Raw genomic sequence first — 14328 nt, 5'->3', positions numbered from 1 at the left:
ATATGGCATCCATTCGAGTGAATGGACTAGTCGGTTCGCACCTCGCTGTCCTCGCGCCGACGCGCGGCCGCCCCGAGCGTCAGCGTCGAGGCGAGTCCCAGGGTGAGGAAGGCGGCGGCGGTGAAGGCAGCGGCTTTCGTGCCGTCGCTGAACGCCGCGCGGGCGTTGATCGCGAGATCCCGGGTCTCAGACGACGCATCGAGGCCCGCGATCGCCGCTCCGGCGCTGTCGACCACCTGCGAGACCACCTGATCGCGCTCGGCCGCGTCGATGCCGCGATCGTCGAGAGTGGATGCCAACACCCCCGCCGTGGTCGAGAACAGCACGGTGCCGAGGATGGCGACGCCGAGCGCTGCTCCGAGCTGTCGCGACGTCGACTGGGTGCCGGAGGCCTGGCCGCTCGCGGACGGCGGGACGTCGGCCAGGACCACGCCCGTGAGCTGCGCCGTCGCCAGGCCCACGCCGAGCCCGTACACGAAGAGGAAGGGGACGAGCGGGCCCCAGGCGGCATCCGGCCCGATGGTGAAGGCGACGCCGGCGACGCCGATGATCTCGGCGAGAAGCCCGCCGCGCACGATCCAGACCGGAGCGACCTTGCCGCTGAGGGCGCCCGCGACCCCGCTGGCCACGAACGACCCGATCGCCAGCGCGAGCAGCAGCAGGCCCGTCTGCAGGGCGTCGAAGCCCACGACGAACTGCAGCCAGAGGGGGAGGGCGAGGATGATGCCGAACTCACCCAGAGACACGACGGCCGCGGCGATGTTGCCGTTGCGGAACGAGGTGATCCGGAACAGATCGAAGGCCAGGAGCGTCGAGCGACCGTGACGCTGGCGGCGAAGGCCCCACGCGATGAACGCGACCAGGGCGACCACGGCCACCGCGAAGGCGATCGGCACGGGCGAGATCGGAAGCGGCCAGCTCCCGTCGCCGATCGAGGGGGCGGTCGCGACCGTCCACCATCCGTAGGTGCGCCCCTCGATGAGTCCGAACACGAGCGGGGCCATGGTGAGCACCGAGAGCAGGGCTCCGACTCCGTCGATGCGCTCGGCCCGATCGCTGCGCGATTCGGCGACCGTGAGGGCGACGCCGATCACGATGATGACGCCGAGCGGGATGTTGATCCCGAAGGCCCATCGCCACGAGAAGGCTGTGGTCAGCCAGCCGCCGAGCAGGGGGCCGACGGCCGCCATGCCGCCGATCGTCGAGCCCCAGACGGCGAAGGCGATGCCGCGCTCGCGGCCACGGAAGGTGGCGTTGATGATCGACAGGGTCGTCGGCAGGATCATCGCACCGCCGACTCCCTGGACCAGGCGCGACAGGATCAGCAGCCCTCCGGTGGGGGCCGTGGCCGCGGCGATCGAGGCGCCCGCGAAGATGATCACGCCGAGCAGCATGAGCCGGCGTCGCCCGAACCGGTCGGCGAGGCTGCCGAAGACGAGCAGGAAGGATGCGAAGACGAGGGTGTAGGCCTCTTGGACCCACTGCACCTCGGTCGACGAGATCTCGAGCTCTTTGACGATCGAGGGCACGGCGACGTTGACGATCGTCGAGTCGACGATGATCAGCGACACGGCGATGCTGATGAAGACGAGCCCCGCCCAGCGGCGCCCTGCCGGTGTTCCGTTCATGTCGCTAGCTTATCTAGCTAAATGCGTCGACGCGAGGGGTTGCGCGCGCGACCATGACCGCCTCCGGCGAACGCGGGGCGCGGGCTCTCGAATCGGGTGTTCGCCCTCAGTCCCCGTGACGCGGGCGAGGCGTCGCTCGCGGCGCGCGCTCGCCCGGGGGCAACGGGATCGGCGTGGTTCCGGCGATCTCGTCGCTGAAGTCCTCGGGTTCGGGTGCGATCGTGGTGATCGGACGCGTCTCATCGAGCGTGAGGCGGAATCGCTTCGTCTCGTGTCGGTGCAGGCGGCCCGACAGTGCCGTCCAGGTCGCACCGACGCCGCACGCGATGACCGCCACGACGGCGGCGAGGGCGATCGCCACGCGCGGGCCGAACTCCGCCGCCACCGCGCCCACGATCGGCGCGCCCACGGGCGTCCCTCCGAGGAGGATCGCCATGTACAACGCCAGGACCCGACCGCGCAGGACGGGATCGGTCGTCGTCTGCACGTACCCGTTCGCCGTCGTGAGCGTCGTGACCACGCAGAACCCCGTCAAGACCAGGGTGGCCGCGTACGCCCCGTAACTGGGGGCGAACACGGAGAGAGCGGATGCCACGGCGAAGCCGCCGGACCCGACGATTACGACCCGCATCCGGGCGCGTTCCCGCCGCGCGGCGAGGAGCGCGCCCGCGAGCGACCCGATGGCGACGAACGAGCTGAGGAGTCCGAAGCCATCCGCACCGCGGCCGAATTCGAGCGCCATCGTCGAGGCGAAGATCGGGAAGTTCATGCCGAAGGCCCCGAGCAGGAACACCATCACGAAGATGACGACGAGGTCGGGTCGCCGGGCGACGTAGCGGAAGCCGTCGGCCAGTCGCGCCGGGCCGCCGCGGCGGTGGCGCGCCACCAGTTCGTGCGGCCGCATCACGAAGAGCGCCGCCAGCATGGCGACGAAGGTGATCGCGTTGACGAGGAACACCCATCCGGTGCCCACGATCACGATCATCACGCCCGCGGCGGCCGGGCCGATCAGGCGGGCCATGTTGAAGGACGCGGCGTTGAGCGCGACGGCATTGGACGCGTTCTCTTGGGACACGAGGTCGGACACGAAGGCCTGGCGCGCGGGGTTGTCGAAGGCCGTGACCACGCCGAGGGCCAGTGCGAACCCGAACATCAGCGGCAGGGTCATCGCTCCGCTGAGCAGCAGGACGCCGAGTGTCACGGCCAACAGCAGTAGAGCACTCTGCGTGCACATGATCAGCTTGCGGCGGTCGAAGCGGTCGGCGACCCACCCGGTGACGCTCACCAGCAGGAGCGGGGGAGCGAACTGCAGGGCCATCGTGACGCCCATGGCCGCGGCGTCGTTGTCGGTCAGTTGGGTGAGGACGACCCAGTTCTGGGCCGTGGACTGCATCCAGGCGCCGACGTTGGAGACGAGGGCTCCGATGAACCAGACGCGGTAGTTGAAGATCGACAGCGACCGGAACATCGACGTGCTCATCTGTCGGCCACCTTCCTCATGATCGTCGTCGCTCGAGCGAGAACCTGTCTTTCTTCGGGGGAGAGCTCGGCGAGAGCCTCTTCGACGAAGGCGTCTCGTCGGCGCACCGTTTCGTCGACGATGCGGCGCCCGAGGTCGGTGAGGTCGATCGTCACGCGCCGGCGATCGATCTCGTCGGGGATGCGCGAGACGTATCCCGCCTCCTCGAGGAGCGACACCGTGCGGTTCATCGAGGGTGCCGTGACGCGCTCCCGGTCGGCCAACTGCCCGAGTGTGTGAGCGCCGTGAACGGTGAGGGCGGCGAGGACGGCGAACTGCCCGTCGCTCATGGTGTCGACGGCGCGCTGGGCCCGGAGGCGGCGCGCGAGCCGGAATGTCGCCATCCGCAGCTCGGACGCCGCCGCACTGTGGTCAGAACTCAGGTCGGTGAGGGGGGATTCGTCGACGCGATCATTCATGTTCCTCTGGACAGGGTAGCTCATTAGCCTTGCTAAGGGAATGGTCGGGCGCGGTCGCCGACGGGGCCGCCGCCCTAGACTCCCCCCATGCCCGAGTTCGACGACGCCTACGGCATCCGCATCGTCTACGACGTGTACGAGGCGGTCGAGCCCCGCGCCGTCGTGCAGCTGCTGCACGGGGTGGGCGAGCACGCCGGCCGCTACGGCGCCCTCATCGAGGCCCTCGTCGGCGCGGGCTACACCGTCTACGCCGACGACCATCGCGGCCACGGCCGCACGGGGCTCGGGCAATGGGGAGGCGATCACGCCAAGCTCGGGCGTCTCGGCCCCGGCGGTCTCGGCGCCGCCCGCGACGCGGTGTGGACCCTCTCGCAGCGCATCCGCGAGGAGCACCCCGACCTGCCGCTCGTGCTGCTCGGACACTCGTGGGGCTCGTTCCTGGCGCAGATGCTGCTCGATCGGCATCCGGATGCCTATGACGCGGTCGTGCTGAGCGGCTCGGCCCTGCGCTGGCCCGGGTCGTTGAACGCGGGTGACCTGAACGCGCCGTGGAAGCACCTCGGCGGTTCCGGAATGCAGTGGCTCTCGAGCGATGAACAGGTGGGTCGCGACTTCGTCGCTGATCCCCTGACGACGTTGACGCCCCTCGCGCGGCTGTTCGGCCCCCTCGAGACGCTCAAGCTCCTGGGGCGACCTGGTCGCAACCTCGGCCACGACGTCCCGATGCTGCTGATGGTGGGGCGCGACGACACCGTGGGCGGTCCGCGCAGCGTGCACCGCCTCGCCGACGCGTACCGGCGGCGGTCGGGCCTGACCGACGTGACGACCCTGGTGTATCCCGGGGCGCGGCACGAGATCTTCGCCGAGCGCGAGCAGGCCGCGGTGCGCGCCGATCTGCTGGCCTGGCTCGGCGAGCGGCTGCCGTCTCGCGTCTGACCGCGTGGGGCTGTTCGTCGTCGTGCGCACTCGTTCGAACATGTGAAATAACAAGAACACTCACTAACTCACACGTCGTGATCTAAGCGTTACTCGCGCGAATTGACCTCGTCGCGCTGACCGGCGAAGCTGAAGTCGCCGAAAGCGGGATAAACCGCCTCGATCGGGCCACCTGGTCCCTCATTGCCGAGGAAAGCGCACATCGACGTGACGACTCTAGACACACCAAAAATCACACAAACAAACAAAAGCTCACGTCGGGCCAGTCGGCCCGAGCGGCTCGGAAACGGGATGTTCGCCGTGCTGCTGGTGGTGCCGGGTATGGCGCTCATGGCGGTCGTCGTCGCATACCCCCTTGTCTCGGCGCTGGTCACCGCGTTCTTCACGCAGAGCCTCGTGCTGCCCGGGCGCGAGTTCGTCGGCTTCCAGAACATCGTCGACGTGCTGGAGGACGACTTCCTGCGTCTGCTCGGACAGACGCTCGTCTTCACCCTGGGCACGACCATCGCCCCCTTCGTGATCGGCTTCGCCCTCGCGCTCGCGCTGAACACGCAGATCCGTGGATCGAAGGTGTTCCGCGGCCTGATGCTCATCCCCTGGCTCGTGCCCGGCGTCGTGGTGTCGTTCCTGTGGATGTGGATCTTCAACGCCAACTACGGCGTCATGAACGCGATCCTCGAACCGCTCGGGGTCTCACCGCAGGCCTGGCTCGCGCAGCCCGGAACCGCGATGTTCGCCGTGATCGTCGCGAAGACCTGGCAGTCCTTCCCCTGGATGATGGTCATGCTCCTCGCGGGCCTGCAGACCGTGCCGCGAGAGCTGCACGAAGCCGCCGAGATGGACGGCGCGGGAACGGTCCGCCGCTTCTTCTCGATCACCGTCCCGCAGATCGGCGGGATCATCGGCCTGGTGCTGCTGCTGGAGTTCATCTGGAACTTCCAGCACTTCGACATCATCTACGTGCTCACCGGCGGCGGCCCCGCCGGCTCCACCGAGACCTTCGCCACCTCGGTGTACGAGACCGCCTTCCACGGCTTCGACCTCGGCCGCGCCGGCGCGCTCGGCCTGCTGTGGCTCGTCCTGCTGATGGCGCTCGTCGTCGTCTACGTCCGATTCTCCGAGAGGAGTGAGAAGCGATGACCAGCACCGCCCTCCCCACCGTCGCCCCTGCCCCCGAGGCCCCGCCCGTCGTCGTCGACGCTCCCGCGCGTCGCCGCCGACGCCAGAGCTCAGGCCTGCGCTCCGATCGTCCGGGAGTGCGCCTCGCGTCATGGGCCGCGCTGATCGTGTGCGGCGGGTTCGCCCTGCTGCCGGTCTACTGGCTGCTCGCGACCTCGCTCACCCCTCGCGATCAGGTGTTCTCGTACCCGCCGAAGCTGTTCCCCACCGAGATCACCTTCGACGCCTACATCTCGCTGACCTCCAACCCGCAGCTGTTCACCTACCTGCAGAACAGCGTGATCGTCTCCGTCATCACGGCCCTGCTCTCGGTGATCGTGTCGGCCTACATGGGCTACTCGTTCTCGAAGTTCCGCTACCGCGGTCGCCGGCAGCTGATGTACTTCGTGCTGGCTTCGCAGATGTTCCCGCAGGCCCTGTTGCTGGTCACCCTCTACAGCGTGTTCAGCGCCTACGGCCTGCTCAACACCTACACCGCTCTCGTGCTGTCGTTCACGACCTTCACGCTGCCGCTGTGCGTCTGGATGCTGAAGGGCTTCTTCGACACCATCCCCGATGAGCTCATCGAGGCCGCCCGCGTCGACGGCGCCTCGCGGCTGCGCACCATCCACTCGATCGTGCTGCCGCTGGCGGCCCCGGGGCTCGTCGCCGCCGGACTCTTCGCCTTCGTCCGCGGCTGGAACGACTTCATCTTCGCCCTGAAGCTCGCCGGTCCCGACAAGCAGACGCTCCCGCCCGGACTCGTCAACACCTACGTCGGCGAGGCGGCCACCGCCTGGCCTGAACTCATGGCGGCATCGCTCGTGGTGTCGCTCCCCGTGGCCGTGGCGTTCATGCTGCTGCAGCGGTACCTGGTCAGCGGTATGACGGCCGGCGCCGTCAAGGGCTGACCCCGACTTCTCTCTCTGCTCGCCCTGTCAAGGAGGACACCTATGTCTACGTCTCTGCCCAACCCGCTCATCACGCGCCGTCGCGCGCTGCAGTTCCTCGGCATCGGTGCCGCGGCCGCAGCGCTCGCCGGATGCGTCCCCACCGGAAGCAGCGGCCCCGCCGCCGGCGCGGCGGGACTGAACGGCGCCGACCCCACCGATTTCGCGTTCGCTTCCTGGTCCCTCACCGAGGAGTCCGCCAAGCCGGCGCTCGAAGGCACGCTCTCGTCGTACGAGAAGGCCAAGGGCGTCGCGGTCAAGCGCACCGCGTTCCCGTACAACGAGTACATCAACCAGCTCATGCTCCAGGTGACCGGCGGGCAGTTCACCGGCGCCGCGCACGTCGACGTCGCGTGGCTCGGCAGTCTCGCGGCCACCGGAAAGCTGCAGGACGTCTCGGCGTTGGCATCCGGCCGCGGATACACTTCGTCGGCTCTGCAGGCGGCCACGTTCGACGGCGTGCAGTACGCCCTGCCGTGGACCATCGGCGCGATCGGCCTGATCGCCAACTCCGAGACCCTCGGCAAGGCGGGCCTGTCGGCCGACGCGTTCCCGACCACGGTCGACGAGTTCGAGAAGGCCCTCGTCTCACTGAAGGGCCTCGGCGGGGGACTCATCCCCTACGCCGCGTCGACCAAGGCCGCGCAGCTGAAGGACATCCTCATCTGGATGCAGACCTTCGGCAGCCCGCTCGTCGACGGCGACACCATCACGATCGGCGACGACGCCAGCGTCGAGGCCGTCACCTGGTACAAGGGCCTCTACGACCAGGGCCTCATCGCCGCCGACGTCGACCGCTTCGACGCCCGCAGCCTGTTCGCCCAGGGACGTGCCGCGATGTACGACGACGCCCCGGTGGGCCGCGGAGCGGTCACCAAGGAGTCGCCGGATGCGAACCTCGCCACCAAACTCGCGCCGGTGTCGCGTCCCGTGCTGAAGAAGGGCGAGACCCCGCGCGCCCTCGTCTGGGGCGGCGCGATCGCGGTCGTCAACGGCACCGGTGCTGCGACCGCGGGCGACTTCGCCCAGTACGCCACGAGCGACCTCGACGCGATCCTCGCCGACTACGCGATGCGCGGTCTGCCGCCCGCGACGACCGAGGCGCTGTCGTCGTCGGAGGTCGCCTCCGACGCTTTCGGCGCCCAGTTCAGCGAGCGCATCACCGCGACAGCGAGCTCGAACCCGCTGTGGAAGTTCACCGCGTACTCGCAGATCGAGTCGGCGATCGCCGATCGCGTGCAGGCCGTCCTGATCGGGTCCGCCTCGCCGAAGGACGCCATGAAGCAGGCCGGTGAGGCCGCGCAGAAGCTGGTCGGTTGACGCGGGGGCGGCGCCTCGCAACCGGGCGCCGCCCCCCGCTCGCCCCGCTCGCAAGCCGGACGCCCCCGCGTCCCCAGGAAGGACACCCGCAGTATGCGTTCACACATGGCCGACTACGACGTGGTCGTCGTCGGCGGTGGGCTCTCCGGAGTCGCCGCCGCCATCGCCGCCGCCCGGCTCGACCGACGCGTCGCCCTCATCAACAACCGACCGGTGCTGGGCGGGAACTCCTCGTCGGAGGTCCGGGTCTGGGTGTGCGGGGCGACCGCGCACGGCAATCAACGCTGGGCCCGCGAGAACGGGATCATCGGTGAGCTGTACCTCGAGAACCAGTACCGCAATCCCGACGGGAACCCCATCCACTGGGACGACGTCGTGCTGGATGCCGTGCGCGCCGAGCCGAACATCTCGCTGTACCTGAACACCGATGTCCGCGACGTGGTCGCCACCGGCCCCGAGGGGGCGCGTCGCATCGAGTCGGTGACGGGGTGGACCATGGGAGCCGAGACCGAGACGCGCTTCGTCGCCCCGGTCTTCCTCGACTGCACCGGTGATGGACTCGTCGGTCACCTCGCCGGGGCGCGGGCGCGGCTCGGCAAGGAATCGCGCGGAGAGTTCGACGAGGACTGGGCGCCGGAAGAGGCCGAGCGCACTTTTCTCGGCTCGACGCTGCTGTTCTACACGAAGGACGTGGGGCACCCGGTGCGCTTCGTCGCCCCCGCCTCGGCGAAGTCGATCCTCGAGACCCCGATCCCGTCATCGCGCATCATCCGCAGCGGCGACAGCGGTGCGCACTATTGGTGGATCGAGTGGGGCGGTGAGCTCGACATCGTCCACGACAACGAGCGCATCCGCGACGAGCTGCGCTCGGTGATTCTGGGCATCTGGGACCACATCAAGAACTCGGGCGAGTTCGACGCCGAGAACCTCGATCTCGAGTGGATCGGCAACGTGCCCGGCAAGCGCGAGTACCGCCGCCTCGTCGGCGACTACACGCTGCACCAGCGCGACGTGATCGAACAGACGCGATTCGACGACGGCGTGGCCTTCGGCGGCTGGTCGATCGACCTCCACCCGAAGGAGGGCATGTACGCGACCGGTGCGGGCGCCGTCCAACGCTTCTCGAACGGGGTCTTCGAGATTCCGTTCCGCTCGCTCTACTCCGCAGACGTCGAGAACCTCCTGATGGCCGGGCGCGACATCTCCGCCACGCACATCGCCTTCGGGGCCGCGCGCGTGATGGCCACCTGTGCGGCGATGGGCGAGGCGGCCGGGACCGCGGCATCCCTCGGCCTCGCCCGTCGCACGACCCCGCGAGGGCTGTACGAGAACCACCGCGAGGAGCTCCGTCAGCTCCTGCTGCGTCAGGACGCCCCGCTGATCGGCGTCGTCGATGCCGATCCGGCGAACCTCTCCCTCTCCGCCCGCGTCTCGGCTTCGGGCGTGCGGGCGGGACTCGGCCCGAGCGACACCGCGGTCGCCCGTCCGCATCCGCTCACCGACGATGTCGGAGTCGTCGTTCCCGTTCACCCGCGTCTCGACGGATTCGAGGTGCGTGTCGCCGCCGAGCAGGACGTGGACCTCGCGGTCGAGGTGTGGTCGACGGGGCTCGCGCAGAACGTCGTGCCCGAACGCCTCGAGCATGCCGTCACGGTGACCGTGGCCGCGGGAGAAGCGAGGTGGGTGCACGCTCCCGTGCGCTGGGAACCCGAGACTCCGGCGAACGCCGTCATCGTCGTCCGCGCTCAGACCGGGGTCACCCTCTTCGTGACGGACGAGCTGCCCCCCGGCGTTCTGACTCTGGTGCACACCTCGGACGCCGACGATCAGAACGTGCAGGTGAGCCTCGACGAGCTGCTGGTGCAGTGGCCGACGAAGCCGCTGCGGGGGCGGTCGGTCCAGTTCCGCGTTCCCACCGCATCGGAGGCGTTGGCACCGGAACGCGCGGTCGGTGGATACCAGCGCCCCTTCGGCGGACCGAACCTGTGGGCCTCGGCACCGTTGACCGAGGCAGAGGCGTGGCTGCGGCTCGATTGGGACCGGCCCGTCGTCGCGCGCGAGATCGTGCTGGTCTTCGACGACGACCCCGACATCGAGCTGAACACCCTTCACCATCACCGCGATCCGCACCTCGTGATGCCCTCGCTCGTCGACACGTACCGGGTCGAGATCCAGGTGGCCGGGTCCGAGGAGTGGACCGAGGTCGCGACCGTGGCGGACAACCGTCGCCGCCGGCGCAGCCACCCGCTTCGTCCCGGAATGGGCGCGATCAATGCCGCCCGCGTGGTCGTGACGGCGACCCACGGCGCTCCGGAGGCCCGCATCGTGGCCTTCCGTGTCCAGGAGTGACATGCCGCGCGATACCGTAGCCCCCAGAACAGACCGCTCGGCGGTGCGCGCGAGCGCCGCCCGGTCCTCGACGAGGAGTCCCGCCATGACCGACACGCCTTCGGCCACGCGGCGGATCTCGCCGCTCTCGCGCCGACAGCGCACCGGGATCATCGCGCTCGCCGTGCCCAATCTCGAGGAGCCCTACTTCGCCGAGCTCACGACCCTGCTGGCGCGCGGCGCCGAGGCGCGCGGGTTGTCGATCCTCATCCAGCAGACCGAGGGCGACCATCAGCGGGAGATCGACGTCGCGAACGGGGTGGGGCTCCCCGAGACCGACGGCCTCATCCACATCCCGCGTTCTCTGACGGTCGGGGACCTCACCCGGCGTACGGATCCGGGACCGCTCGTGCTCCTCGGTGAGCACATCGCGGTCAGCCCTTTCACGCACGTCTCGATCGACAACCGCCGCACGGCTGACCTGGCGACCGCGCATCTCGCCGACGCCGGGTGCCGCCGGGTCGCGTTCCTCGGACCTCGCGTGTCACGCCCCTCGGATGCCGCCGACCAGCGTTTCGCCGGGTACCGCGACGCCGTGTCGCGCCTGGGCCTGGCCGACGACCCGGAGCTCATCGTCTCGGTCGATGCGTTCACCTCCGAGGAGGGCGCGGCGGCGCTGGGCCGACTTCACTCCTCGGGCGTCGCATACGACGGCGTGGTGTGCTCCAACGACTCCGTCGCTTTCGGCGTGCTCGCGGCTCTGCACGAGCGCGGGCGGGCGGTGCCGAGCGACGTCGCGGTGATCGGCATCGACAACGTGCACGCCGCGCAGTTCTCGGTCCCTGCGCTCTCGTCGGTGGCGCCCGACGATCACGGGATCGTCGAAGCGGCGTTCACCGAGCTCGAGCGTCAGATGGCGGCTCGGCCCGGCGCGGACGTTCCGGTGCGACACATCGTGGTGGATGCCACGGTGATCGCGCGAGCGAGTACCGCGCGGTGAGCCCGGCTCTCGCCGTCCGTTCCCCGCGCGGGGGCGGGCGGGTCTCAGTCGTCGCCGTGGGCGGCCACCCACAGCTCGGTGACGTGCGCGCGCAGCGTCTCTTCGGCGTCGGGCGCGAGTCCCTCGTCGGTGACCACCAGGTCGACCTCGTGCAGATCCACGATGGTGGTGAGTCCCACGGCTCCCCATTTCGTGTGGTCGGCGAGGGCGACCGCTCGGCCCCCCGCCGCGACGAGGGCGCGGTTGGTCTCGGCCTCGAGCAGGTTCGAGGTCGTCAGCCCCGCTGTGAGGTCCAGGCCGCGCACACCGAGGAAGACGATGTCGCAGTGCAGATGCTCGAGGGACGCGACGGCGACCGGACCGACCAGTGCGTCGGCGGGAGTGCGGACGCCGCCGGTGAGCACCACCGTCTGCGTGTAGGGCTCGTCCGCTCTGTCGGGGCGGGCGAACACGTCGGCGACGGGCAGGGAGTTCGTCACGATCGTCAGGTCGTCGATGCCGCGGAGCTCGCGCGCGAGAGCCCACGTCGTGGAGCCTCCGCTCAGTCCCACCGACATGCCCGGCTCGACGAGCTCGGCCGCGCGGCGGGCGATGGCCCTCTTGCCGTCTCCGTTGCGGCGGGACTGCGTGGCGAAGTCACGGGATGCCGCGACTCCGGGCTGCGGCGTGCGAGCGCCCCCGCGCACCTTGTCGACGCGGCCGTCGGCCGCCAGCACGTCGAGATCGCGCCGGATGGTCATCTCGCTGACGCCGAGGGTCTCGGCCAGATCGGGGACCGCGGCGGCTCCCTGTCGGCGAACCTCGGCCAGGAGGCGGGATCGGCGTTCGGCGGCGAGCACGATCGCTCCTCTCGTTCGGGCCTCCAGTCTTCCACGGCGGCCCGCTCGTGAACGGCGTCATCGCCGATCCCGCGGGGGAGGGCGATTACGGCTTCGAGCTGCCGGCCCTTCGCGCGGTGCCCCCGGTCGCTCCGCCCGTCGGTTTCGCCGAGCGCTGGGAAGCCTGGGCGGCGGCGGCAGCCGAGGTCGACCCCGATCCGAGGATGACACCTCTCGGGCCCGCGGACGGGCGGTCGCTCTTCCTCGTCGATCACACCGTCGCCGACGGTCTGCGCGTTCGCGGGTGGTTCGCGACGGCGGTGGGCGGGATGCCGCCGCGGGTGGGGATCGTCCACGGTCACGGCTACGGCGGGCGCGAGGCTCCCGACTTCGACCGCGTCCCGGACGATGCGGCGGTCTTCTTCCCCGTCGCCCGGGGACAAGGGTCGCTCAACGCCGGGCTCGGCGCACCGACGCCCGCCGACGGGCACGTGCTCCACGGCATCCACTCCGTCGACGAGTACGTCCTCGGCCGATGCGCCGTCGATCTCTGGCATGCCGGATCGGCGCTGAGAGCTCTGGCCGGACCGATTCCGCTGTACTACGTGGGCGAGAGCTTCGGCGGCGGGATCGGGGCGCTCGCTCTTCCGTGGGATGACCGTTTCGTGGGGGCGACGCTCATCGTGCCGAGTTTCGGCCAGTACGACCTGCGCCTGCGCCTGCCGTGCGAAGGCAGCGGCGAGCGTGTGCGGGCTCACGTCGGAGCCCACCCTGCGGCGCGCGAGGTCCTGCGCTTCTTCGATGCGTCCACGGCGGCGACCTTCGTCCGCGTGCCGGTGCGCGTGGAATGCGCCTTACGCGACCGTCACGTTCCCCCGCCCGGGCAGTTCGCCGTCGCCAACGCGATCGACGAGGCGACGGGTGCCGAACTGGAGCTCGACGTGCAGCCCTACGGCCACCGCGAGTACCGCGGACTCGACGCCGTCCGCTCGCGGGCATTCGCCGCGACCCACGCGCACATCGACCGGGTGCTCTCGCGAGCGTCCGCGGAGAAGGAGAACCCGTGACCCAGTTCGACCTGCCGCTCGCCGACCTCGAGGCCTTCCGCCCGCCGCGAGAGGAGCCCGCCGACTTCGACGCCTTCTGGGCCGAGACGCTCGGCGAGGCAAGGGCGGCGTCGTGGCCCGCGCGCTTCACCCCGCTCGACACCGACGACACCGGTGTGACCGGTGTCGAGGTCGACGATGTCGTCTTCGCGGGGTTCGCGGGACACGCGGTGCGCGGCTGGCTCCTGCGCCCGCGCGGGGCTTTGGGGCGTCTGCCGTGCGTCGTGCAGTACATCGGCTACAACTCCGGTCGCGGCCTCGCCCACCAGCACACGCTGCTGCCCTCCGCGGGGTTCGCGGTGATGGTCATGGACACGCGGGGGCAGAGCAGCGGCGCGCTGCCCGGGGCGACCTCCGACCCCGTGGGCGGAGCGCCGCATGTCGCCGGTCGCGTGACCGAAGGGCTCGACGATCCTTCCCGCTCCTACTACCGCCGTGTCTTTTGCGATGCGGTGCTCGCGATCGATGCGGTCCGCTCGCACCCGGCGATCGATGCGACGCGCGTCAGCGTGTGGGGCGGGAGCCAGGGCGGGGGCATCGCGCTCGCCGCAGCGGCGTTGAGCGAGGGGCTCAGGTTCGCCGCGATCGACTTCCCATTCCTCAGCGCGATGCGTCGGGCGGTCGCCATTACCGACGCCGCCCCCTACAGCGAGATCATCGCGTACCTGCAGACTCGGCGCGGCGAGGAAGAGGCGGTGTTCCGTTCTCTCTCGTACCTCGACGGCGTCAACTTCGCCGCGCGAGCGAGGGTTCCCGCCCTCTTCTCGGTGGGACTGCGCGATGCCGTGTGCCCTCCGTCGACCGTCTATGCGGCGTACAACCATTACGTGGGCGAGAAGAGCATTCGCGTCTACCCGTGGAACGGACACGAAGGAGGAGGCCCGGTGCACCAGCTCGAGGTGCTGCGGGCTCTCGCCGCGCGCGGCTGAGCGGGGCGTCCTTCCCTCTCGTCGAGCCGTCGACGAATATTGCTCCTCATTCCGACAGCTTTTGGTTGCCTTACCGCAAAAGCCGCACTACTGTCGGAAGGACCAGGACACCTCGACGACGAGTCCCCCACCACCCCGGGTCGCCCTCCATCCCCCTCGGAGCGCCCCTCTCGAACGGCTCCGCCCCCACGGAGTCGTGCCGTCGTGCGTACCCGGT

At 69.9% G+C, this 14328-nt stretch carries 12 protein-coding genes; 8 read left to right on the top strand and 4 right to left on the bottom strand.

Annotation, left to right across the window (positions count from 1 at the left end; translation table 11 throughout):
- Positions 1–26: 26 nt before the first annotated feature.
- The 3 genes from AB6V31_RS00645 to AB6V31_RS00635 all read right to left on the bottom strand — a co-directional run bounded on the left by AB6V31_RS00645 (position 27) and on the right by AB6V31_RS00635 (position 3566).
- Complete coding sequence (locus AB6V31_RS00645) at positions 27–1628, bottom strand: MFS transporter (RefSeq protein ID WP_369363387.1); 1602 nt, start codon at positions 1626–1628, stop codon at positions 27–29.
- A gap of 106 nt (positions 1629–1734) precedes the next feature.
- Positions 1735–3108 carry an MFS transporter gene (locus AB6V31_RS00640; protein WP_369363385.1) on the bottom strand — a complete coding sequence of 458 codons (1374 nt, stop codon included), beginning with the start codon at positions 3106–3108 and terminating at the stop codon, positions 1735–1737.
- Positions 3105–3566, bottom strand: a complete 462-nt coding sequence (locus AB6V31_RS00635; RefSeq protein WP_056224441.1) for a MarR family winged helix-turn-helix transcriptional regulator — start codon at positions 3564–3566, stop codon at positions 3105–3107. Before AB6V31_RS00635 ends, AB6V31_RS00640 begins: the two co-directional genes overlap by 4 nt.
- 87 nt (positions 3567–3653) lie before the next feature.
- Between AB6V31_RS00635 and AB6V31_RS00630 the strand changes: the two genes are divergently transcribed.
- From AB6V31_RS00630 to AB6V31_RS00605, 6 genes are all read left to right on the top strand, one after another.
- The gene (locus AB6V31_RS00630; RefSeq protein WP_369363382.1) at positions 3654–4502 is read left to right on the top strand and encodes an alpha/beta fold hydrolase; all 849 of its coding nucleotides are present in this window, start codon (positions 3654–3656) and stop codon (positions 4500–4502) included.
- Between the two features lie 291 nt (positions 4503–4793).
- Positions 4794–5642, top strand: a complete 849-nt coding sequence (locus AB6V31_RS00625; protein WP_200914108.1) for a carbohydrate ABC transporter permease — start codon at positions 4794–4796, stop codon at positions 5640–5642.
- Positions 5639–6571 (top strand): carbohydrate ABC transporter permease, encoded by a 933-nt coding sequence (locus tag AB6V31_RS00620; RefSeq protein WP_369363380.1) that lies wholly within the window; start codon positions 5639–5641, stop codon positions 6569–6571. Before AB6V31_RS00625 ends, AB6V31_RS00620 begins: the two co-directional genes overlap by 4 nt.
- A 42-nt stretch (positions 6572–6613) precedes the next feature.
- Entirely contained in the window at positions 6614–7930 is a 1317-nt protein-coding gene (locus AB6V31_RS00615; protein ID WP_056224435.1) for an extracellular solute-binding protein, read from the top strand.
- A gap of 105 nt (positions 7931–8035) precedes the next feature.
- Positions 8036–10279, top strand: coding sequence for an FAD-dependent oxidoreductase (locus AB6V31_RS00610; RefSeq protein WP_369363377.1), 2244 nt, complete (start codon positions 8036–8038; stop codon positions 10277–10279).
- 85 nt (positions 10280–10364) lie between these two features.
- Complete coding sequence (locus AB6V31_RS00605; RefSeq protein ID WP_056224430.1) at positions 10365–11258, top strand: LacI family DNA-binding transcriptional regulator; 894 nt, start codon at positions 10365–10367, stop codon at positions 11256–11258.
- 44 nt (positions 11259–11302) lie between these two features.
- Here AB6V31_RS00605 and AB6V31_RS00600 read toward each other — a convergent pair whose 3' ends face one another.
- The gene (locus AB6V31_RS00600; RefSeq protein ID WP_369363375.1) at positions 11303–12097 is read right to left on the bottom strand and encodes a DeoR/GlpR family DNA-binding transcription regulator; all 795 of its coding nucleotides are present in this window, start codon (positions 12095–12097) and stop codon (positions 11303–11305) included.
- Between the two features lie 47 nt (positions 12098–12144).
- Between AB6V31_RS00600 and AB6V31_RS00595 the strand changes: the two genes are divergently transcribed.
- Positions 12145–13143, top strand: a complete 999-nt coding sequence (locus AB6V31_RS00595) for an acetylxylan esterase (RefSeq protein ID WP_369363373.1) — start codon at positions 12145–12147, stop codon at positions 13141–13143.
- Complete coding sequence (locus AB6V31_RS00590) at positions 13140–14111, top strand: acetylxylan esterase (protein ID WP_369363371.1); 972 nt, start codon at positions 13140–13142, stop codon at positions 14109–14111. Before AB6V31_RS00595 ends, AB6V31_RS00590 begins: the two co-directional genes overlap by 4 nt.
- Positions 14112–14328: the final 217 nt, after the last annotated feature.

The organism is Microbacterium sp. 16-032 (genome assembly GCF_041079455.1).
Lineage (GTDB): Bacteria > Actinomycetota > Actinomycetes > Actinomycetales > Microbacteriaceae > Microbacterium > Microbacterium testaceum_A.
Note: the sequence above shows the minus strand (reverse complement) of the source record. Positions and strands in the feature narration are given on the sequence as shown.